The sequence below is a fragment of the Bacillus sp. FS02 genome, from assembly GCF_024398395.1.
GTDB lineage: Bacteria > Bacillota > Bacilli > Bacillales > Bacillaceae > Bacillus > Bacillus altitudinis.
The window spans coordinates 3,235,369-3,256,872 of sequence record NZ_CP074101.1 but is presented as its reverse complement, the minus strand read 5'-3'; the positions used below and the strand labels follow the sequence as shown (position 1 = coordinate 3,256,872).

Below are 21,504 nucleotides of genomic sequence, written 5' to 3'. Positions count from 1 at the left end.
GCACCAGTAAATAAAACTATTTACGAATTTTCTTACTTTTCATATCGGCTCTCTCCTAACAAAAGTTAAGACCTAGTCCTAATTTCTTTGTCTTTTATTAGACGGCACCTTTTCTGAAAATGTTTCGCACGTAATGAAAAATATTTAAACAAATAGGCATTTTCATTAATTGTGCTCAGATTGATTTCGTTTTCCGCATGAGCTGCATATTTTATGAATGTATCTTGATTAGATAAAGGTGGTGCTAGATTATGGGCTTTGGCGGTTATTCTGGAGGCTACTGCGGTGGCTACGGTGGCGGTTTTGCAGGCGGATTCGCATTGCTTGTTGTACTGTTCATTTTGTTAATCATCATCGGTGCAAGCTGGATTTGCTAATGTAAAAGGAGCAGGAAACGATAACGTTTCCTGCTCCTTTTCTTTAATACCAATAAGTTGGATAATTGTACATATAGCGTCTGAGCATTTCTTCTTGCTCTCTTTGCATTCTGTATGGATTGCCGTACCCGTGCTTTAAAGAATGCGGAATAGACGCATACCCGTGCCCCACTGACGGAAACCTCATATATGGTGACATCGACATTCATTGATCACCTCACAATCTCCTTTTACGGTTATCATATGTGCAGGTGATCAATGTGGAGCGTGTCTAAACCTGGTCCTTCTCCCTTGTATAACAATCAAGCATTGCAAGCATCATAAACATGTCAATCTCCTCCTTTTCATGTTTTTATTGTCCTTTTTAGTTCATGTACTTTAGTTGTTTCTGCTTCATTTCTTCATAAAATGTTTCGACTTGTTGTTCATAAAGAACGGTTTCAATGTCCTTGAATTTACGTTGGATCGTCAATGTGATAAAAAATAAATGGATTGTCATATACGCTCACCTCCCTTCAGTTCGCAGCACGCGAAATAGCCCGCAGATCTTCTTTATCAGTTGACCTGCGGGCACACAAAAATGCAGATCAAAAGACAGTGTCTTCTAACCTGCGATGGATGATACGTGAAATCCTCGTTTACTTAAACAGTTTTGTAGCGTGAACCGTAAAAGGTAAAGGAAGGACACGAGCTCTTCCACAGGCTGATGACATGATGAAATTGGTTGTTGAATTGATCACAAGTAGATACGAATAACATATTCTTCAGCCTCCTTTACGTTTTTTATTACTTTGTAAGTATATCCAGCAAGCACCATTTTGTAAACCTGTTTTTAGTAAATTAGATGATTTTTGTGTGTTTGACTAAATTTCTACAGTGATTCTTGTCCAATTATCCAGTGCAATTAAAAAAAGTCTCCTCAACACATGAGGAAACTTCAGACTGTTGACAAAGGGCTAAAATGAACTTGATTTTAGCCCTTTGTCTTCTTTTCAGCGTGATAGAAAACCTTTGAATTCTAGGAAGGACGAGTACCGGCGCGGAGCGAATTTGACATTCGTGAGCACCGGCACGCAGGACTGACAAAGAATGCGAGGGTTTGTCTACACGCTGAAAGTCTCCTCATCATATGAGGAGACTTTTTGCTTAATCTTCATCTAGTTCTTGTAGCTTTTTTTGAAAAAAGATCGCACGTTTCACGCAAAGGAAAGCAGCCAATAGGAAAACACAATCAACTGCCAGCATCAGCATTTTTGGTAATGCTTCTATGTGCTGATTCGGTAAAATCGTACCAATATATAAAAAGGTGCTGACAGCAAGCAAAATAAAAGCGTATTGCTTGTAATCTGTCACTAAACCATCCCACTTTTTCTTCACTTGTTTCACCTTCCCGTTATCAATGTCTATTGATAGCTTACCATAGTGAGAGAAAGCGAGGGGCATGTAAATCTATCCATTCGTTACTGCGTCGAGCCCTTGTTCAATATCATGTAATAAGTCATCAATATCCTCAATACCGACAGAAATACGGATTAAACCATCTGTGATACCAAGCTCTTCTCTGCGCTCTTTTGGAATAGATGCATGGGTCATGCGAGCAGGAACAGAGATTAAACTTTCAACCGCCCCTAGGCTTTCTGCGATTGTAAACAATTTCAATTGGCTTAAAAACACGTCGACATTTTCTTCTTTTCCAATATCAAAAGAAATCATACCGCCAAAGCCTGTTGCTTGAGTTTTTGCAAGCTCATGACCTGGGTGAGCGCTTAAACCTGGGTAATAGACACGTGTAATCGCAGGATGCTGTTCTAAAAACTCAGCGATTTTCTGCGCGTTTTGTTGATGTGCTTCCATTCTTAGTCCGAGCGTTTTCATCCCTCGTATTAGAAGCCACGCATCTTGCGGTCCAAGAATACCGCCTGTAGAGTTTTGAACAAAGTGCAGTTCTTCACCAAGCTCTTCAGTAGCTGTCACGACAAGTCCGCCCACCACATCACTATGGCCGCCTAAATATTTTGTGGCACTGTGCAAGACAATGTCAGCCCCATATGAAATCGGCTTTTGGAAATATGGGGTAAAAAACGTATTATCGACAATCATCAAGATGCCAGCTTCTTTTGTGATCCGGCTTATGGCTTGTAGATCGGTCATTTTCAGCAATGGATTGGTTGGTGATTCAATATAGACGGCTTTTGTTTCTGGTAAAATCGCTTTTTTCACCGCTTCAGGATCACTTGTGTCTACAAATGTGGCTTTAATGCCAATCCGGTTGAGCACCTTTGTCATCACACGATAGGTTCCGCCGTACACGTCGTCAGTCAGTACGATATGATCTCCGCTGTTAAACAGCATCATCACAGCTGTAATTGCAGCCATCCCTGAACCGAATGCATAGCCGTTTGCCCCTCCTTCAAGATCACGAATGACTGTTTCCAGTGCTGTTCTTGTTGGATTCGCAGTTCTGGAATATTCATATCCAGTGTGCTCGCCTGCTTTAGGCTGCTTATAGGTGCTGACTTGGTAAATGGGAACAGACACGGCTCCTGTTTTTTCATCACCAGTGATTCCACTATGAATCATCATTGTTTTTGGCTTCATTTTATTTTCCTCCCTCATAAATACCTTTACTTAGATAACGTTCACTGCTATCAGGAAAAATAGTGACGATCACCGTCCCAGGTGATGCCTTTTTCGCTTCCTCTAAAGCGGCAAATAGAGCGGCTCCAGACGAGCTTCCGATCAGAACACCTTCCTTTTCAGCTGCTTCTTTCACCATTCGGAAAGCATCATCGTCACTGACGGTATAAATCTCGTCAAATAAAGTCGATTCCATATAATCTGGAATAAATTCAAGGCCAATTCCTTCCGTTCTATGCGGTCCCGGCTTTCCGCCATTTAAAATAGATCCTTCTGGTTCCACGATCACTGTTTTTAGCGCTTCTTTTTGCTCTTTTAAATAGGCAGCACAGCCTTGAAACGTTCCGCCAGAGCCCGCTCCTGCTACAAACACGTCTATGTTTCCCTGGAGGTCGGACCATATTTCTGGCCCGAGCGTTTTATAGTAAGTCAATGGATTTACTTGGTTTTTAAATTGTAAGACACAATACGCATTGTCAAGGCTTGCCTCTAGTTCAAGGGCTCGATCAATCGCACCCTTCATCCCATCTTTTCTTGGTGTATGAATAATCTCTGCACCAAGCGCCTTCATGAGCTGTTGTTTCTCTTGACTAAAATGTTCTGGTACACAGAAGATCGGATGCAATTGATGTTTTCTTGCACTTAGCGCAAGCCCGATGCCTGTGTTTCCTGCAGTTGCTTCAATAATGGTTCCGCCTGGGCGCAGTTTGCCCGATGCCAGCGCTTCTTTAATCAGCATATCACCTAAGCGATCCTTAATACTTCCGCCTGGGTTCATCATTTCAAGTTTTGCATAAACATCAACACCTGCCGGCACACCCATCCCTGACAGTTTTAAAAGCGGTGTGTGGCCAATTAATTCCGTAATATCATGTATGACAACCATATAAATCCCTTCCTTTGTATGGAAAAGAAGGGGAAACCCCTTCTTTTATTGTGTTTGCTTTATCATACGCAGGACAAGGTCTGTTGAGTGAATCGCTGCTTGCTCTAGAAATTGATCAAAAGAGATATTGGATTCTTTCCCAGCAATATCTGACAACGCTCGAACGACCACAAATGGCGTTTCAAATAGATGGCAAACTTGCGCAACTGCTGCTGCCTCCATTTCCACTGCATACAGCTCTGGAAATTTCTCTCTCACAAACGCGACACGACCAGGATCATCCATAAATGAATCTCCTGTTGCAATCGTTCCTTTTGCCACTTGAATATGATCGATTTCTGAAGCAGATTCCTCTGCCAGCTTCACAAGCTGATCATCTGCGATGAATGCAGCTGGTAATCCTGGCACTTGTCCATATTCGTAATTAAAGATCGTCACGTCCACATCATGATGTCTAACATCAGTAGAGATGACAATATCACCTACATTTAATGAGTGATGGAAACCGCCAGCTGATCCTGTATTGATCACATAATCTGGCTGAAAGCGGTCAAGCAGAAGTGTTGTGCTGACCGCTGCATTCACTTTTCCAATCCCTGATTTTAATAAAATCACTTCTTTATCTTCATAAACACCTGTTGTAAATTCACACCCAGCGATGTTTTCTTGTGTGGCATTCTTTAGTTGGTCTCTTAAAATCGTCACTTCTTCTTCCATTGCACCTATTACTGCGATTTTCAAATCAAAAACATCCTTTCATTCCCTTTTCTTCGCTTCTACGATCCACACAAAATCATTCATTTGATGAAAAGATGTGCTAAAACCTTCTTCTTCAAAGATTTGCTTTAACACACCTATGGATGGATAATATTCCGTTTCTAAATCCTCTGCAAGCTGATCGAACCCAGCGGCTTTCGCTTTGTTCGTTGCAGCTTGATGTGCTGCTTGATTTTGAAACATTGTATCAGCAAAGACTATTTTACCACCTGAGGGAAGGATGTTGCCATAGGTGTGGATGGCTTGTTTTTTTTCTTCGTCCGTTAAATGATGGAAAGCATATGAACTGACGATCGTATCAGGCTCAAAAGGTGGGGCTGGAAACGATAAAAAATCTCCGTCATGAAATACATTTGGTATTCCTTTTTGAAGAGCCGCTTTCTTCATGGCCTCTGAAGGTTCAACGCCAAACACTTTCTTATCTGCTTGAAGCAGTGCCGCCGTTAGGTTTCCTGTGCCGCTTCCAAACTCAATGACATGTTGACCTGCACGGCGAGTAATCTCTTTTAGAATGGCCGGATACCGGCGAAACACTTCTTTATACTGCTCGTCATGACCACTTACAGTGTCATCATAAGATTCAGCCCAATGATCAAATAAAGAAAGAAACTCACGTCCCATTTTTCTTTCCCTCCACTTTATCTATTTATTCCTATCCGTATAGTATGTTTTATTCCGTCGAACAGTTCCTATCCTACCACATCTTCTGATTCTTTCCTACTAAAAAATACTGAGTGGGGTAGAAAAATATTTGCCCTTTTGAATGGGAGAGATTATGATGAATCTAGAGCATGGAGGGATGAATGAAATGGATTTTCAACTGGATTTTTTAAAGGACAAAATTGAATTTTTTGAAGCAACGTCTTTAAAAGAACTTGAACAAAAGATCCAAAAACAAATTGAACATAATCAGGCGATCTTGCTGACTGTTCATTCTGTGAGTCATCAAACGACTGTCATTGATGATAAGATTTTGTATACAGCAGTTGTTCATTTTAAAGCGAATGTCTCATAAAAAAGATCAGCGTGTAGGCAGTCAGGTCTGTGCGCCGGTGCTAGTCCTTCCTAGACTGCAAAGGTTTTCTATCACGCTGAAAAGAAGAAAAAGGCTAAAATGAAGTTCATTTTAGCCTTTTTGCATGCATCTTTTTTATTTTATTTTAATTTTTCAACCTTCACAGGTTTCCAGCCTTTTTCGTCCACCCACGTAATTTCTACACGGTAGCGTTCACCTGTTGATTTATCACGGATGGTTCCTTTTGCATCTTGAGGTCCTCCGTTATTTCCTAACCAAATAACAGTCATTTGATCTTCTGAGATCCCTGTCGCATAGGACATGGCTTTGATCATTTCTTTCCAGTCTTTTGAGTTAGCATCATAGGTTGCTGTATGTGATCCCGATTGCTCTGTTCCTACAGGCTCCCAGTTATCGTTTTCATATGTTTTGTCTACGTCACTTGTTTTACCGCCATCTGTTTCTGTGGCATCTTTTAACGCATCTTTGTTTGGCTCTTCTTCATCATCTGTTTTCTTTGTATCGTCTTTTTTGTCAGATGAATCGTCTTTTTTCCCATCCGCATCATCGGATGTATCTTTCTTTTGATCTTTCACATCTTCTTCTGAGTTTTGTTTATTTTCACTCGATGCAGGTGCTGTTTTGGATGGTTCGTCTGCTACATTTGTATCTTTCGGTTTATTAAAAATTAACAAACTCGATGCGACAACCAAAATAAGCACCACAACGATACCAATTAATATGTTAAGCACCATATTCGCCTTTCTGCGCTTATCACGATGTTCAAATCGAGAATTTCTACTCAAAATCTCTGCACTCCTTTGCCTCTGTTCCCTAAGTCGTTACTATTCTAACATGACATGAAGGGATGTTCTATGTCTGTTTCTTTTCAATTTCATTGACCTTTTTTACAATATCATAAAACGCTTCATTTGTCTTAGCCCGGCCACTTGCCTCATCAAGGTGAACAACGACGAGAGCGTATTTTGGTTTTTCTGCCGGAAAGTATCCGGCAAACCACTTGTGATAAAGTGGATTCCCCTGTTTATCTTTGCTGCCGGTTTGGGCAGTGCCTGATTTCCCTGCTATATGGAACGGCAGGTCTTGAAATCTTCTTCCTGTTCCTTTGTCAGACGTCACCACCTGCCTTAAGTACTTTTGCAAGGTTTGAGCTGTATAGCGGTCAATACTGTCACCATCAGGTCGTTTGTTTTGAAAGGATAGCATCGTTGTTCCGTTTTGATACATCACTTTATCTGCAATCCTCACTTCTTTTCGTTCTCCACCCCTTGCAATCGTTGCCATCATATTGGCAATTTGTAAGGGGGTTGTTTTGACATTTTTTTGACCAATCGCCGTTTGCGCAATGGCTTTTTTGACATGCTTGTCTCTTTTATCTCCCCACACACTGCCTGTTTCTTCACGATCAAACTGTTTGAATTGTTGCTTATGGTATACATCCCCTTCCCAGCCGGCTCGATCCACAAGCCCAAGCTTTGAAGCTGTCTTTTCAAGGATTTGATCATCTGTTTGGATGAGCTGCTCAGCGAGTGTCGCAAATGTATAATTACAGCTTTGCGCAAAGCTTTCAGACAGATTCAGTACTTCCTGCTTTCCTTCTGGCTCTCCATATAAATTCTTTCGACAATCATACATCGTTTGTGGCTGGTTCAAGTTTTTTTCAATCGCTGCGGCAAGTACGACCGTTTTAAATACAGAACCAGGAGCCATTGCGGTCAGCATGTAATTTCTTGCCTCATGCCGGTTTTTGCTGGTCACATTTGGAACACTCGCCATCGCTAGCACACTGCTATTTTGAATGTCGAGCAGAACCGCTCCGCCTTTTTCAACACCTTGTGCTTTGAGAACATTCTCCATTTCCCTCTGCATGTCTTCGTCCATGGTTGTCTGCACTTGCAGCGGATAAAATGAATGAGCTTCTGCTGTATATTTGACGTCCATCCCAAACAAAGGGTTTCCCCTTCCGTCCACATGATATAACAATTTTGTGTCTTGCTCTGGTAATAGAAATTCGTCAAATGTACTTTCCAAACCGAATGTACCGATCTCAGTGCGGATTGAAAGCTCTTTTTTGTCCGGATAACGTTTTCTCAAGAGTTCTGGATTCTCGCTTGTGAAACCTAATGTGTGGAGGGCAAGTCTTTTTTTGTCCTTCTCTTTCATATATACGCCGTAAACACCTGAATATTTCATATCATTGATGTCTTTCAGCTTTTTTTTCGTGATATCATCTTTTAAAATGAGTGGTTTCTTCGTTTCTGTCAGCTGGCTCTTCAATTCATCTTCTTCCATCTCAAGTATAGAAGCGGTTTGCTTTAAGTGAGGGAGGTCATATTGCAGGAAAGGAAATATGATGACCGCAGGCTCTTCTTTTGTGAGAAGTGCCTCGCCGTTTCGATCTAAAAATTCACCGCGTCCGTCTGAAATGACTACTTCTTCTGTCCGCTGCCTGACACTTTCTTGGATCAAATTAATATCAAGCTTTGAAAAAGATTCTGTGAAAAACAACTGAATTTCCGCTAGTCTAAATAGGAGACCGAGCAATAAGATAAAAATAATGACACCTGTCCATTGGATTCTTCTTGTTTTCAGCATAAAAACACCTCGTCCCTATTGTGGACGAGGTGTTGATCGTATAAACGTAATTATGAAATTTTTACAATTTGGACGAACATTTCTCCGCCAGGTGTTTGAACCGTGACTTTGTCGTCTACTTGTTTGCCTAAAAGGCTTTTTGCAATTGGAGAATCGTTTGAAATTTTGCCTTCAAACGGATCAGCTTCTGCACTTCCTACAATCGTATAAGACTCTTCTTCACCGTCCGGTAATTCAACGAATGTCACCGTTTTACCGAGTGAAACAATATTTGAGTTACCTTCATCTTCAATAATTTTGGCATTACGAATCATATTATCAAGCGTTGTAATACGACCTTCTACAAACGCTTGCTCTTCTTTAGCAGAATCATATTCCGAGTTTTCAGAGAGGTCTCCAAAACTTCTAGCGATTTTAATACGCTCTACAACCTCTTTACGTTTAACCGTTTTCAAATATTCAAGCTCTTCTTCTAATTTGCGCTTTCCTTCTTCTGTCATTGGAAATACTTTCTCTTGTGCCATGAATCATTCACTCCTTCTATTAATCCTCATCATACAAGCTTTCTGCATGTGAGTGACGACTGAAATATACAAGAATGAGGACATATTCCGGCCCTCATTCCTTCTGTCCCATATTCGTAAAAGTCCATCTTACATGGCGTCCCTTTTAGATGCAACTATTATGCCTTTTTATTAGGCAGGAACAGCAGCGGTCTCATGATGATGTATTATCTTCATCGCACAAACTGTGGAAAGGCACAGGAAGCTCCTGTACCTCGTTCGGCCATTTCGATCATATGTAGAAGAATAGCTTATCCATTCTCCATCTTCCAATACATAATATGGTCAGTGTACGATATGTCTATGCTATATTATTACAAAATTGCATTTTGATCAAGAATTGTTTGAAAATTTGTGATGATTTGTTTGTCGTTTTTTTAATATACTTTTACAAAGCAGGAATAACTGAAACTTTCAGCATCCCATCGTGATTTTCCTGTCTTCATTTCGCAGCATTGTTTTCCTATCATATCAAATCTTTTATTCAGAGGGCTGTTTCTTACAATGCTCACCGATGATTTCGGACTAGCCATTACTAAAGTATTGACTACAAAAGCATGATGTTGAAAAGACCTTTACGTCGTAAAGGTCTTTGTTCTTCTCCACCATTTACTCTCCGCGGTTTTGAAGAATCGTTTGAATTTTTGTCACCATGAGATCAATGGCCACATGATTTTGACCGCCTTCTGGGATGATGATATCCGCGTATCGTTTTGACGGTTCAATGAATTGATTGTGCATCGGTCTGACGACAGATACATATTGTTCAATCACGGAATCAATCGATCTGCCTCTTTCTTTCGTATCACGTAAAATACGGCGAATGATCCGAAGATCTGCATCAGTATCCACATACAGTTTAATATCCATTAAGTTTCTTAGACGTTCGTTTTCAAGAGCAAAGATTCCTTCAACGATGATGACATCTTTGGGTTCAACATGTACCGTCTCTTCTGAACGTGTGTTTAGTTTAAAATCATAAATCGGTTTTTCAATGGACTCGTACTTTAGCAGCGCTTCTACATGCTCAATCATCAGGTCATTGTCAAATGCAAGCGGATGATCATAATTGGTCAGCAGGCGCTCTTCAAATGGCATATGACTTTGATTTTTATAATATAAATCTTGCTGAAGCATGAGGATTGAATGTCCTTTAAATTTTTCGTAAATGGAATTGGTGACGCTCGTTTTACCTGAACCCGAGCCGCCAGCGATTCCAATCACCACTGGTTTTTTCCCCATGTGCCGGTTATTTCCCCTTTCTCATCATGTTGCTAGGGTATACTTTTTGATCAAGCTTAAATTTCACAATTTGCAGTGGATGACGAGCGGCATCGATTTCGTTCCCTTTTTCGTCCCAAATCGTCTCAATCTTACATGTGAAATTTTCGATTTCTGGACCGAAAAATTCAACTGCGTCGCCAGCTTTAAAGAAATTACGCTGCTGTAATGTGACAATTTGTTCTTGTTCATCATAATGAAGTACAAGACCGACGAAATCAAAGGTCGTTTTCTTTCCATGAATGCCAAACATTTGTTCATCCGTTCCTGGTACACCTTCAAAAAAGGCAGGAGCCGTGTCACGATTGGCACATTTGTCTAATTCATCGAGCCATTCTTGTTGAATGACGAAATTGTCTGGATCCGCACAGTAAGCATCAATGACTTTACGATAGACACTGACAACTGTTGCTACATAATGAATGGACTTCATTCGTCCTTCAATCTTTAAGCTGTCAATTCCCATTTCGATCATTTGCGGTATGGATTCGATGAGTTTTAAATCTTTTGGACTCATCGCAAATGGTGCATCTTCTTCACCGAATAAAGGCGCTTCCTCAGAGCCTTCTAGTTTATATAGGTCATAATCCCAGCGGCAAGATTGGCAGCAGCCTCCGCGGTTTGAATCTCTCGCTGTCATATGGTTACTGAGCACGCAGCGGCCAGAATAAGCAATACACATCGCCCCGTGAATGAACGTTTCGATTTCAATATCCACTTTTTCTTTCATTTCTTTAATCTCTAGAGCGCTTGTTTCACGTGCAAGGACCACACGCTCAAGCCCTTCTTCCTTCCAAAACTGCACCGCTTTCCAATTTGAAAGAGATTGCTGTGTGCTCAAGTGAACTTCAAGCTTTGGAGCTACTCGTTTGCATGTTTCGATGATGAGTGGATCAGCGACAATAATTCCCGCTACACCCGCTCCTTCAATCCCTTGAAGATATTCTTCCAGCCCGTCCATGTTTTCGTTGTGGGCGAAAATATTCGTTGTCACATAAATGCGAGCACCGTATTTGTTCGCAAATGCGACACCTTCTGCCATTTCTTCGATTGAAAAGTTATCTGCATTTGAACGAAGTCCAAATTCTTTCCCACCAATAAAAACAGCGTCTGCTCCATAATGCACAGCAATTTTTAGTTTTTCTAAGTTTCCTGCTGGCGCTAGCAGTTCTGGTTTTTTTGTAATGACACGTTTTCCATCGATCACTTCAGAAATTCCATCTTTTAAAAGTGCCATTTCCTCTGCCTCCTTTTATCTTAATAAACCGTTTCTTTAAAGAAAAATCCTGTATCGATTGAGCGGTTGACAGGCTGGATCTCTTCAATACGCTCCACCCATTCATCTTTTTGATCTTCATAGGCTTCCTTATCAGTCACTAGTAAATCAATGGCTTTTCGATAGAGGGATGTCACCTCTGTCATATAAGAAAGTGACTTTAAAATTCCGTCAATTTTAAATGAGTCAATGCCTGCGTCGACAAATTCTTCTAATTCATCAATCATACATACATCATTTGGACTCATAATGTGTGTGCCATTTTCATCCTCAAAAATAGGATATTTGTTTTGACGCTCCTCGTCGTGAAGGAATAGACCTTCTTCCATATTTCTGCCTTCCACGTCCATTTGTTTGCCTTGATATTCAAAATAGTTGCCAACAAGTGTCCGTTTCGATTGGAACATACAGGTCATGCCGTGGACTTGAATTTCAATCTCCACTTCGGCGTTTTCTTTGATATCAATCACACTGTCCATATTGAGTTCTTTGGCAAGAACAGCACGTGTTGCGCCTTTTCTGCCCCAGTAGTTACAAGTGTAATAGTTTGTCCCAGTTGTTTCTGTACTCCAGTGCAGATTCAAGTTGACACCTGTTTCTTTTGCGGCCATGATCACTGCCGGATCTCCAAAAACGACACCATCCACGTTTAACCCATCGAGAAAGGTTAAATAATCTCCAAGCAGTGCCACACGGTCATTATGAAAAATCGCATTCATGGCGACATATACTTTTTTGTGATGTGCATGTGCGAGTTGAACCGTTTGTTTCACATCTTCTCTTGAAAACTCACCTGCAAGACGGATTCCATATGTTTGTTCACCTATTAAAAATGCGTCAGCACCCGCTTCAATGAGCGGCAGTACATCCGACACCTTGCTTGGCGTCACAAGCAATTCTGGTTTTTTCATGATTGGTCACCTCTTTTTGTACTAATGGCGATCCCATCTCCAACTGGAATGATACACGTTTGGTAGTCAGGATTTGACATCAGCCATTGATTGTATCGATCAATTTTGCCTATTAATTGTTTTTTTCGTTTATCTTCAATTTCTTCTTCATAATTTGTCGCAACTAAGCCTTTAAATAATACGTTGTCTGTAATAATCATTCCGTCATCGGACAGCATCGGTTCAAACAGCTCAAAAAAGCGTTGATACTGACCTTTTGCCGCATCAATGAAGATCACATCATAGGGCGCCATCGTCTGAACCGTTTTAGCTGATTCCATCGCATCGCCAAAAAACACGTGAATTCTATCTTTGAAATGTAATTCTTCAATATTCCGTGTCGCTTCCTCATAACGTTTTGCATTTCGCTCAATCGTATAGATTTCAGCATCTGGCAGAGCTTCTGCCATTCGAATCGCTGAATAGCCAATCGCTGTCCCAACCTCAAGAATCTTCTTCGGTTTTTTCAAAGAAAGCAGCTGCAATAACAGTTCAATGCTCACCTTTTCCATGATTGGCACATGATGCTCTTTCGCATACTCCTCTAATTGAGCGATGGCATCAGGACTCGGCTCAATTAAATCTTCAATATAATCATTTATTTGATCATCTTCGATTGTCATTATATGTCTAACTCCTTCATGACCTGAAAAAGAAGAGTCCTGCCTGCTGCAGCTCTCTTTCTCGTCAATCTTTCGTTCATCTAAGTAAAAACAACCCGATATATTTTACCACAAAGATGTGGTAATTGCGAACCTATAAAATGGATATAACAACGAAAAAAAACTGCAGGCAATTTCACCATTGTCTACAGTCTTTTTCCTCTCACATGGGCGTTAGTTGCTGCCTGTGATGTATTTCGCTTTTGCTTTGTTGTGCTCATTTAACGTTTTCGTAAAGACGACTTCGCCATTTTTCTTTGCTAGGAAGTAAACAAAATCTGTTTTCTCTGGATGGAGTGCTGCTTTCCAAGAAGATTCTCCAGCATTGGCAATAGGTCCAGGCGGCAGCCCTTTGTTTGTATACGTATTATATGGTGATTTTACTTTTAAATCTTTGTAATAAACACGGGATTTATGCTCGCCAAGCGCATAAAGAACGGTTGGATCTGTTTGAAGCGGCATATCCTTTTTCAACCGGTTATAAAACACACTTGAGATTTTTGACCGGTCTGTTTTTTCAGTTGCTTCCATTTCTATCAGGGATGCCATCGTTAGGACATCATGGATGGACATCTTTCTCTTTTTCATGTCCTTTTCGTACGTTTTCACATATTGATCTGTTTGTTTAATCATCGTGTCAATGATGGTTTCAAGTGATTCATCCTCACGATAAAACGGATACGTCGCCGGGAATAAATATCCCTCTAACGGATGCTTGACCTGTTTCCCGTTCACTTGTGATGTCACCGTTTTCGGGTACTTTTTCATCAATTTTTTAATAAAGGCTGGATCATCCAGCTTCGCTTCAACTTCTTTCGCTGAAAAATTCGTCTGGTTTGCAATAATGGCTGCAATATCAGACAACTGTTTCCCTTCAGGTATCACAAGCTGAAATGCGTAGTCTGTCCCACCAGATGTCAGCTTTTGAATCAGCTGATCCGCATCCATTGTTTGTTTGAGATGAAAATAGCCCGCTTTAAAGCCTGATGCTTTTTTGTACTTTGCATAGTAAGTGAAAATCGTGTCATTTGAAATCAGTTCATTTTCTTTTAAAATACTCGCAATTCCGCTGACAGATGTCCCATTTGGAATATGAATATTAATGGTTTGTTTGCTTTTTTGATCGACCGGCCCGAGTGCTGATTTTACATATAAAAAACCTGATAATGCTGCAATGATGATCACAGCAAGTACAGATAACAGGACGATCCCCATTTTTCGTTTAAAAAATGGTCGTTTCTTTTGTTCTGAAAACATGCATGGCCCTCCTCACATCTAGCTTTTATAGTACATGATTCGACGGAGTTCGGCAATTACTTGCTCATGCATGTCATGACAGAACTTTCCATAGTGTGGCTAAACCGACACCGCCTCCGCTGCCAATTGCAGCCATGACATAGCTTCCATTCGGTAAGGCGCGGGCTTCGTAAAACAGTCTCACCATCATAGCAGCTCCCGAGGCGCTATATGGATGCCCAAGACAAAGCGCACCGCCTTTTTTATTGATACGGTCATAAGGAATACCTAGTATCCGGGCAATGAGTACTACTTTGAGCGCAAACGCTTCATTGATTTCAAAAAGTGCAACATCTTCTATCTTCACCTGTTCTTTATGTAAAAGTTTCTTGATTGCATCAATTGGTGAAGCAGCAGGATAATGCGGGTCTATAGCGGTCACGGCACTCCCGATATACCGCAGCATAGGGCTGAAGCCTTTTGCCTCCGCTTCCGCTCTTTCCATCACAACGACGGCAGCTGCACCATCTGCTTCTTTACAGCTATTGGTCACAGTCACAGTACCTTTGCCTGGTAAAAAGACAGGTTTTGCCCGCTTTATCAAGCTTGCAATCGGTCTTATTTTAGCTGCCGCTTCATCTGTACTCATCCCGCTAATCGGAACAATTTCTTCTGAATACGTTCCTTGCTTGAATGCGGTTATACTTCGTTCCCAGCTTAAAAGTGCATAGTCATCTTGCTCTTGTCTCGCAACTGAAAATCTCGACGCCGTCAGCTCTGCCGCTTCCCCCATATGAGGGTCCCCTATCCACTCTGGAGAAAAGCGGGCCCTTTCTTTCATTGGTGACCGAGAAATGCTTTCCGTTCCACCAGCGATATATATTGATCCCTCCCCCGACTGAATCATGATGCACGCTGTTCTAATGGCTTCAAGACCGGAAGCACACTGCCTATCAATGGTCATACCCGGAATATGTAATGAAAGCCCTGCTTCTAACGAGGACAGACGGGCAATGTTGCCACCACCCCCGACGACATTGCCTAAAATGATGTCATCTGGCTTGGTCACGTTTGAAAAATGCTGGATCAAGGGCGCGGCTAGATGCTCTGGCTGGTAATCCTTCAACATTCCATTTTTCTCACCGAAGGGCGTCCGCTTCGCTTGTACGATCACGGCTTGCATGATAATTGTTCCTCCGCCCACTTTTTCATACTGGCACGAGCGATTTTCCCTCCTGATGTTTCGATCATTTTGTCCGTGACGAGCCATTTTTTTGGTACTTTGTATGCCGCTAATGTTTCTTTTACAGCTTGCCGAATGGTTTTTGTTTGCTGTACATTCTCAATAATGGCAACAGGGATTTCGCCCCAATATGGATCAGGAAGTCCAATCACGATTGACCGATTCACCTCTGGCTGTTCATTCAGCACACGCTCAATTTCCTCTGGAAAAATATTCAGTCCCCCATAGACAATCATGCCATTCTCGCGGCCGCTCATATACAAGTAACCATCTTCGTCGAGCCACCCCATGTCATATACGGTCAGCCACTCTTCGGGCGGCTTTTCATCTTGTAAATAGCCTGAAAAAGACATTGGGCTTTTCACATAAATTCTCCCTATTTCATTTGACTTGCAAACGGTTTGATCTGCCCTCCTGACTTCAACCTGAATAGAAGGAAAAGGTTTTCCGACAGAAGTAGGTTTTTGCAGAAAGTCATCAGAAGATAAATAGGAAACAAAACTCAATTCTGATGTTCCATAAAAATCAAAAAATGTGATGTGAGGATAGCGGTTGACGAGCTGTTTTTTTGAAGAGTTTCCCCAATCTGCACCAGAAGACAGGACAAGAAGCGGATTCTTTCCGAAAGCATCCATTTGCAGTAACGATTCTGTCATGGTCGGAACCGTATAAATAGCCGTGATGTCTCCTCTTTCTAAGATGTTTTTTGCTTTCTCTGGCACAAATTTTTCTAACAATGTCACGGTGCCCCCGAAATAAAGTGTGCTGATCGCGCCGTATAAAAAATGAGAGGATAAAAGTGTGCCCAAAATCAGTACATGATCTTGATGTGTGATCCCAAAGACGGATGTTGTCATTTGAAAGCTCTCGATCCATGACTGCTGGCGTCTTATAAAGGCTTTTGGCGATCCCGTTGATCCTGAAGTAAATCCCATATAAAAAGCAGGATCTTCCTCCGGTTCACCTTTGTTCGATTGAACGTTTATGCTGAGGCTGATTCTTTCTTTCCATTCAGATAAAGAGAGCACTGGCATGTCCAGCTTGTACTTTTCAATCCTTTTGATATATCGATCTTCCACAATGACAAGGTCCGCGTCGCTTAATAAGTTCTTTTCCGCGCATTCCTTGTCACTCCACCGCGGATCAAGAGGCACCGCTGTCCATCCTGCAGAAGCTGCGCCAGCAAATAGTTGAAGAAACGGAACACCATTTGATACTAAAAAAGCGACTCTTTTTTGCTGATGAGGCGTTTCTTTTAACCATTGTGCAGTTGACTGCACACGCTCATGCCATTCTTCATAAGTGATCTGCTCTTTTTCATCTATGATCGCCATCTGATCTGGCTTCACTTTTGCATGAGCCGCATAGCTTTCCGTTATTCTCATCAAACTGCTCGCCTCCCTCTATGTAAGTCCCTTTTTCGATATGACATCGCTTGAATGATTTTCACCGTGAAGACAGCACATATCCCTGCTTTGATCAGATCACCCGGTAAATAAATGACGCTGAACAGAGCTGCTTGCGTGATCTTTATATGCATCATCATGGCTTGAAAGGGAATTCCGCCTATATATAATATCCCGATACTGCATACCGCATAGATCAAAAATAGTCGTAAGGCCGTCACTTTCTTCAGCCGGTTCAGCCACAGGCTGATCATAAAGGCAGCCACTGGATAAGCAAGTAAAAAACCACCGCTTGGCCCAAAAAAGACCCCTATTCCGCCTCTTCCTCCAGATAAAAGAGGTGCGCCTGCTGCCACTATTAGAAGAAACAGAAGTAAACTAATCAGCGCTTGCTTTGGTTTTAACAGCCCTCCAGCAAGCAAAAGACCTGCGGTTTGCATTGTGATTGGTACAGGTGTAAACGCAAGAAAAATAGGCGGAATCAATCCTAACATCCCAATAACTGCTGTCATGAATGCCATTTGCATCATATCGTGAATTTTCAATTTTCATACCCCTCACTCGATGTTTTGATAAAAATAGCGTAAAAGGTCGAGCGATATATGTCAACTAAATTTAAAAAATAGTTTACATATAGAATGTAAAAAAAGACCTGTGAAGAAAGATCACAGAGATCATGTTCACAGGCCTTTTATTCGTTCTATTCTTCTTCGTCTTCTTGATCTAAGAACGTATTTAACGTTTCTTCAATCATGTCCCACTCTTCATCCGTTTCAATTGGCTCTAATTCGCCATCTTCACCGTCTTCATTTGGTGTGAAGCTTGATGCATGAATTTCAATTTCTTCGTTATCTTGTTCAGAAATTGGGTAGTAAAGAACATATGATTTGTTAAAATGGTCGCTTTCAAAAGTAAATAGTACTTCGCAAAGCTGCTCATTTCCATTATCATCAACGATTGTAATTTGCTTTTCTCCGTGTTCCATTTGATTCACCTCATTTTAATTTAAGCTGTCTAAATACCCTTGAAGGATCATAACAGCCGCCATTTTATCAATGACTTTTTTACGCTTTTGTCTGCTCACATCTGCAGAGATGAGCATTTTTTCTGCTGCCATCGTTGACAGACGCTCGTCCCAAAGCACAACAGGAACATTGTACGTGTTTTCTAACACTTTCGCAAATGATTGGCTGGCCTCGCCTCTTGGACCGACCGTACCGTTCATATTTTTTGGAAAACCAAGGACAATTTTATCCGTTCCATATTGCGAGACGATCTCAGACAGGCGGCTGAGACCAAAGTCTCCGCCTGCTTCATCAATTTTAATGGTTTCAATCCCTTGAGCTGTCCATCCCATTTCATCACTGATTGCCACACCAAGGGTTTTCGTGCCTAAATCTAAGCCTAAAATTCTCATGTTTTACGCCTCTTTATGTGTCTCTAAGTACGATTTAACCAATTCCTCAATTAATTCGTCTCGTTCTAGTTTACGAATTAGGTTGCGTGCATCCTGATGTCTTGGAATATAAGCAGGGTCGCCTGACAGCAAGTATCCGACAATTTGATTGATCGGGTTGTATCCTTTTTCTTGGAGTGCGTCATAAACTGTTATGAGCACTTCATTCACATTGGTTTCAGCTGAATCATCAGAGAAGTTAAACTTCATTGTCTTATCAAATGAACTCACTGCTTCTTGCACCTCTCTTCCAACATTCTACTAGCAAGCTTTTTTCTAACCGCTCATCTAATACCATTATTCTACACTACATTGACTGATTATAAAACGGATTTGACAGATTCTTCGACAGTTGCCAGTGCTTCTTCAAGCTTTTCTGGCTGTTTCCCGCCTGCTTGTGCCATATCTGGGCGTCCGCCTCCGCCTCCGCCGCAAATTTCAGCTGCCTGCTTCACAAGTTTTCCTGCATGAAGACCTTTTTCAATGACATCTTTTGTCACACCGGCTGAAATGTTGACTTTTCCATTTTGAACGGCACCAAGTACGATGACAGCTGAACCTAATTTCGCTTTTAATTCATCAACCATCGTTCTTAAATGGTTCATGTCTTTGGCGTTTACTTTTTCAGTTAACACGTTCACTCCGCCAACTTCGATGACTTTTTCTAAAATAGAGCCAGCTTCTGCTTGACTTAATTTCGCAAGAAGTGATTCATTTTCTCTTTGAACTTCTTTTAAATCAGCCTGCAAGGAAGCAATGCGTTTTGGTACATCTTTTGTATTTGATTTCAGTTCATTAGCTGCCTTTTCTAAAATCGCAAGCTGATCATTTAATTCCTCATAAGCACCTTTACCTGTTACAGCCTCAATACGGCGTGTTCCAGCACCAATACCCGATTCAGATGCAATTTTAAACAATCCGATCTCCGCAGTGTTTTGAACGTGACAGCCTCCGCATAACTCGATGCTGTAATCACCCACTTGCACCACACGGACAATATCGCCATACTTCTCGCCAAACAGCGCCATTGCGCCCATTTCTTTTGCTTCAGCAATTGGTTTCAGGTCAATGGCAACCGAAATGCCTTCCCAAATCTTTTCGTTGACGATTTTTTCAATTTGTGACAATTCTTCTTTTGTTACTTGTCCAAAGTGAGAAAAGTCAAAGCGAAGTCTGTTTTCATTCACAAGTGAACCCGCTTGGTTAACGTGGCTGCCCAATACATCTTTTAGCGCTTGGTGCAAAAGATGTGTCGCTGTGTGATTTTTCACAATGCCTTTTCGAAGCGCTGATTCGACTTCTGCAGTGACTTCAATGCCTTTTTGAACCGTACCACTTACGACGACTCCTTCGTGGACATGCTGGCCGTTTGGCGCCTTTTTCACATCTTTGATATCAATGATCGCTTCGGCACTTTTTAACGTTCCTTTATCCGCCACTTGTCCGCCGCTTTCCGCATAGAAAGGTGTTTCATCTAATAAAATTTGCACCGTTTCCCCTTCGTGAGCTTCTGTGACAATTTCACCGTTTTGAAGCAATTCGATAATACGAGCATCTGCAGTTAAATTTTCGTAGCCCACAAACGTACTTTCTGCTTTAATATCGCCTAAAGCCCCGCCTTGAACCTGCATACTACCTACATCTTGTCTGGCATTTCTTGCACGTTCACGCTGCTTCTCCATTTCTAGCTGGAAGCCTTCACGATCGACTGTCATGTTCTCATCTTCTGCATATTCTTCCGTGAGTTCGACCGGGAATCCATATGTGTCATAAAGCTTAAACACATCTTTACCGGAAATTTGTGAGCTGCCATTGTCTCGTTCTTTTTTGATCACTTCTGATAAAATGGCTAACCCTTCATTCAGTGTCTCATGGAAACGCTCTTCTTCATTTTTGATCACTTTTGCAATAAATTCTTCTTTTGCTTGAACATCTGGATAGAAATCCTTCATGATCTCCGCAACAACTGGAACTAGGTCATACATAAATGGACGGTGGATATGGATCGTTTTTGCATAACGCACAGCACGGCGCAGCAAACGTCTTAACACATAACCTCGGCCTTCATTAGAAGGAAGTGCTCCGTCACTGACGGCAAAGGCAACAGTACGAATATGGTCAGCAATGACTTTAAATGCTGTGTCTTTTTCTTTTGACTCCCCATAGCTTTCTCCAGAAATCGTTTCTACTGCACGAATAATCGGCATGAACAGGTCTGTATCAAAGTTCGTCGGTACGTTTTGAATCACAGAGACCATACGCTCAAGACCCATTCCTGTATCAATGTTTTTCTTCGGAAGCGGTGTATATGTACCATCTGGATTATGGTTAAATTCAGAAAAAACAAGATTCCATACTTCTAGATAACGTTCATTTTCTCCGCCTGGATATAATTCAGGGTCGTTCATGTCGTTGCCATATGCTTCGCCGCGATCATAGAAAATTTCTGTATTCGGACCACTTGGCCCCTCGCCAATATCCCAGAAGTTGCCCTCTAGACGAATAATTCGTTCCTCAGGGACACCCATTTTATCTCTCCAAAGAACATATGCTTCTTCATCCTCTGGATGTACCGTTACAGATAACAGATTCGGATCAAAGCCAATCCACTCGTCACTTGTGAGGAATTCCCAAGCCCATTCGATTGCCTCTTCTTTGAAATAGTCTCCAATAGAGAAGTTGCCCAGCATTTCAAAAAACGTATGATGGCGTGCTGTTTTCCCTACATTTTCAATGTCATTTGTACGAATTGATTTTTGTGCGTTGCAAATACGTGGATTCTCAGGCACGACGCGGCCATCGAAGTATTTCTTTAATGTTGCCACCCCGCTGTTAATCCATAAAAGTGTTGGATCGTCATGCGGTACGAGGGACGCACTCGGTTCGACAGCATGTCCTTTTTCTTTAAAAAAATCTAAAAACATTTGACGTACTTGAGCTGAAGTTAAAGTTTTCATCATAAATCCTCCCTTTTTTATTCTCAATCTTCACACAAACGAAAAAACATCCCGCCCTATGCAAGCAAAAAACTACTTACACAGGGACGAGATGCTCTCGCGGTACCACCCTGATTATAGACATATGCGTCTATCACCTTCACATCCGATAACGCCGGAAGAGAGC

Annotated in this window: 24 protein-coding genes and 1 other annotated feature (1 of these 25 only partly in view); of the genes, 2 read left to right on the top strand and 22 right to left on the bottom strand. The window is 41.5% G+C overall.

Annotation, left to right across the window (positions count from 1 at the left end):
• Positions 1-251: 251 nt before the first annotated feature.
• Positions 252-377, top strand: a complete 126-nt coding sequence (locus KFQ09_RS19605) for a YjcZ family sporulation protein (protein WP_008342643.1) — start codon at positions 252-254, stop codon at positions 375-377.
• A 43-nt stretch (positions 378-420) separates the two neighbouring features.
• Here KFQ09_RS19605 and KFQ09_RS16615 read toward each other — a convergent pair whose 3' ends face one another.
• The 7 genes from KFQ09_RS16615 to KFQ09_RS16585 all read right to left on the bottom strand — a co-directional run bounded on the left by KFQ09_RS16615 (position 421) and on the right by KFQ09_RS16585 (position 5,298).
• Positions 421-582: a hypothetical protein gene (locus KFQ09_RS16615; protein WP_154666048.1), complete on the bottom strand. Its 162-nt coding sequence runs from the start codon at positions 580-582 to the stop codon at positions 421-423.
• A 159-nt stretch (positions 583-741) separates the two neighbouring features.
• The gene (locus KFQ09_RS16610; RefSeq protein WP_251210947.1) at positions 742-876 is read right to left on the bottom strand and encodes a YrzI family small protein; all 135 of its coding nucleotides are present in this window, start codon (positions 874-876) and stop codon (positions 742-744) included.
• A gap of 647 nt (positions 877-1,523) precedes the next feature.
• Positions 1,524-1,754 (bottom strand): YrhC family protein, encoded by a 231-nt coding sequence (locus tag KFQ09_RS16605; RefSeq protein WP_138278778.1) that lies wholly within the window; start codon positions 1,752-1,754, stop codon positions 1,524-1,526.
• Positions 1,755-1,826: 72 nt separating this feature from the next.
• Entirely contained in the window at positions 1,827-2,975 is a 1,149-nt protein-coding gene (locus KFQ09_RS16600) for a bifunctional cystathionine gamma-lyase/homocysteine desulfhydrase (RefSeq protein WP_138278779.1), read from the bottom strand.
• A 1-nt stretch (position 2,976) separates the two neighbouring features.
• A complete protein-coding gene (locus KFQ09_RS16595; protein WP_255835826.1) occupies positions 2,977-3,900 on the bottom strand; it encodes a PLP-dependent cysteine synthase family protein in 924 nt (307 codons plus the stop codon).
• A gap of 45 nt (positions 3,901-3,945) precedes the next feature.
• Positions 3,946-4,641: a 5'-methylthioadenosine/S-adenosylhomocysteine nucleosidase gene (gene mtnN / locus KFQ09_RS16590; protein WP_019743016.1), complete on the bottom strand. Its 696-nt coding sequence runs from the start codon at positions 4,639-4,641 to the stop codon at positions 3,946-3,948.
• A 15-nt stretch (positions 4,642-4,656) separates the two neighbouring features.
• Positions 4,657-5,298: a class I SAM-dependent DNA methyltransferase gene (locus KFQ09_RS16585; protein ID WP_041506826.1), complete on the bottom strand. Its 642-nt coding sequence runs from the start codon at positions 5,296-5,298 to the stop codon at positions 4,657-4,659.
• Between the two features lie 187 nt (positions 5,299-5,485).
• Here KFQ09_RS16585 and KFQ09_RS16580 point away from each other — a divergent pair, with 187 nt between their 5' ends.
• Complete coding sequence (locus KFQ09_RS16580) at positions 5,486-5,692, top strand: YrzA family protein (protein WP_024718362.1); 207 nt, start codon at positions 5,486-5,488, stop codon at positions 5,690-5,692.
• A 140-nt stretch (positions 5,693-5,832) separates the two neighbouring features.
• On the opposite strand, the gene KFQ09_RS16575 is transcribed toward KFQ09_RS16580, so the two are convergent.
• The 15 genes from KFQ09_RS16575 to alaS form a co-directional block, all read right to left on the bottom strand.
• Positions 5,833-6,498, bottom strand: a complete 666-nt coding sequence (locus KFQ09_RS16575) for a YrrS family protein (protein WP_138278780.1) — start codon at positions 6,496-6,498, stop codon at positions 5,833-5,835.
• Positions 6,499-6,565: 67 nt separating this feature from the next.
• Positions 6,566-8,308, bottom strand: a complete 1,743-nt coding sequence (locus KFQ09_RS16570) for a peptidoglycan D,D-transpeptidase FtsI family protein (protein ID WP_025207694.1) — start codon at positions 8,306-8,308, stop codon at positions 6,566-6,568.
• A gap of 50 nt (positions 8,309-8,358) precedes the next feature.
• Entirely contained in the window at positions 8,359-8,832 is a 474-nt protein-coding gene (gene greA, locus KFQ09_RS16565; protein ID WP_007501433.1) for a transcription elongation factor GreA, read from the bottom strand.
• Between the two features lie 648 nt (positions 8,833-9,480).
• Complete coding sequence (udk, locus tag KFQ09_RS16560) at positions 9,481-10,113, bottom strand: uridine kinase (protein WP_007501435.1); 633 nt, start codon at positions 10,111-10,113, stop codon at positions 9,481-9,483.
• A 7-nt stretch (positions 10,114-10,120) separates the two neighbouring features.
• Positions 10,121-11,389, bottom strand: coding sequence for a peptidase U32 family protein (locus KFQ09_RS16555; RefSeq protein ID WP_025207695.1), 1,269 nt, complete (start codon positions 11,387-11,389; stop codon positions 10,121-10,123).
• Between the two features lie 20 nt (positions 11,390-11,409).
• Positions 11,410-12,339, bottom strand: coding sequence for a peptidase U32 family protein (locus KFQ09_RS16550; RefSeq protein WP_035390948.1), 930 nt, complete (start codon positions 12,337-12,339; stop codon positions 11,410-11,412).
• Positions 12,336-13,001: an O-methyltransferase gene (locus tag KFQ09_RS16545; RefSeq protein WP_035390950.1), complete on the bottom strand. Its 666-nt coding sequence runs from the start codon at positions 12,999-13,001 to the stop codon at positions 12,336-12,338. Before KFQ09_RS16545 ends, KFQ09_RS16550 begins: the two co-directional genes overlap by 4 nt.
• Before the next feature lie 213 nt (positions 13,002-13,214).
• Complete coding sequence (gene mltG / locus KFQ09_RS16540) at positions 13,215-14,297, bottom strand: endolytic transglycosylase MltG (protein ID WP_025207696.1); 1,083 nt, start codon at positions 14,295-14,297, stop codon at positions 13,215-13,217.
• 73 nt (positions 14,298-14,370) lie between these two features.
• On the bottom strand, positions 14,371-15,459 hold the full coding sequence (locus KFQ09_RS16535) for an acetyl-CoA C-acyltransferase (protein WP_035390953.1): 1,089 nt from the start codon (positions 15,457-15,459) through the stop codon (positions 14,371-14,373).
• Positions 15,447-16,904, bottom strand: coding sequence for an acyl-CoA synthetase (locus KFQ09_RS16530; RefSeq protein WP_255835825.1), 1,458 nt, complete (start codon positions 16,902-16,904; stop codon positions 15,447-15,449). The genes KFQ09_RS16535 and KFQ09_RS16530 overlap by 13 nt, the downstream gene beginning before the upstream one ends.
• Positions 16,904-17,470: a biotin transporter BioY gene (locus tag KFQ09_RS16525; RefSeq protein ID WP_052320975.1), complete on the bottom strand. Its 567-nt coding sequence runs from the start codon at positions 17,468-17,470 to the stop codon at positions 16,904-16,906. Before KFQ09_RS16525 ends, KFQ09_RS16530 begins: the two co-directional genes overlap by 1 nt.
• Before the next feature lie 155 nt (positions 17,471-17,625).
• Positions 17,626-17,910 (bottom strand): DUF1292 domain-containing protein, encoded by a 285-nt coding sequence (locus KFQ09_RS16520; RefSeq protein WP_017358102.1) that lies wholly within the window; start codon positions 17,908-17,910, stop codon positions 17,626-17,628.
• A 15-nt stretch (positions 17,911-17,925) separates the two neighbouring features.
• Entirely contained in the window at positions 17,926-18,342 is a 417-nt protein-coding gene (ruvX, locus tag KFQ09_RS16515; RefSeq protein WP_003216519.1) for a Holliday junction resolvase RuvX, read from the bottom strand.
• Positions 18,343-18,345: 3 nt separating this feature from the next.
• Positions 18,346-18,612, bottom strand: a complete 267-nt coding sequence (locus tag KFQ09_RS16510; RefSeq protein ID WP_024718370.1) for an IreB family regulatory phosphoprotein — start codon at positions 18,610-18,612, stop codon at positions 18,346-18,348.
• Between the two features lie 89 nt (positions 18,613-18,701).
• Entirely contained in the window at positions 18,702-21,338 is a 2,637-nt protein-coding gene (alaS, locus tag KFQ09_RS16505) for an alanine--tRNA ligase (protein WP_017367696.1), read from the bottom strand.
• Between the two features lie 79 nt (positions 21,339-21,417).
• Positions 21,418-21,504: a binding site (T-box leader), on the bottom strand; it runs 121 nt beyond the window's last position.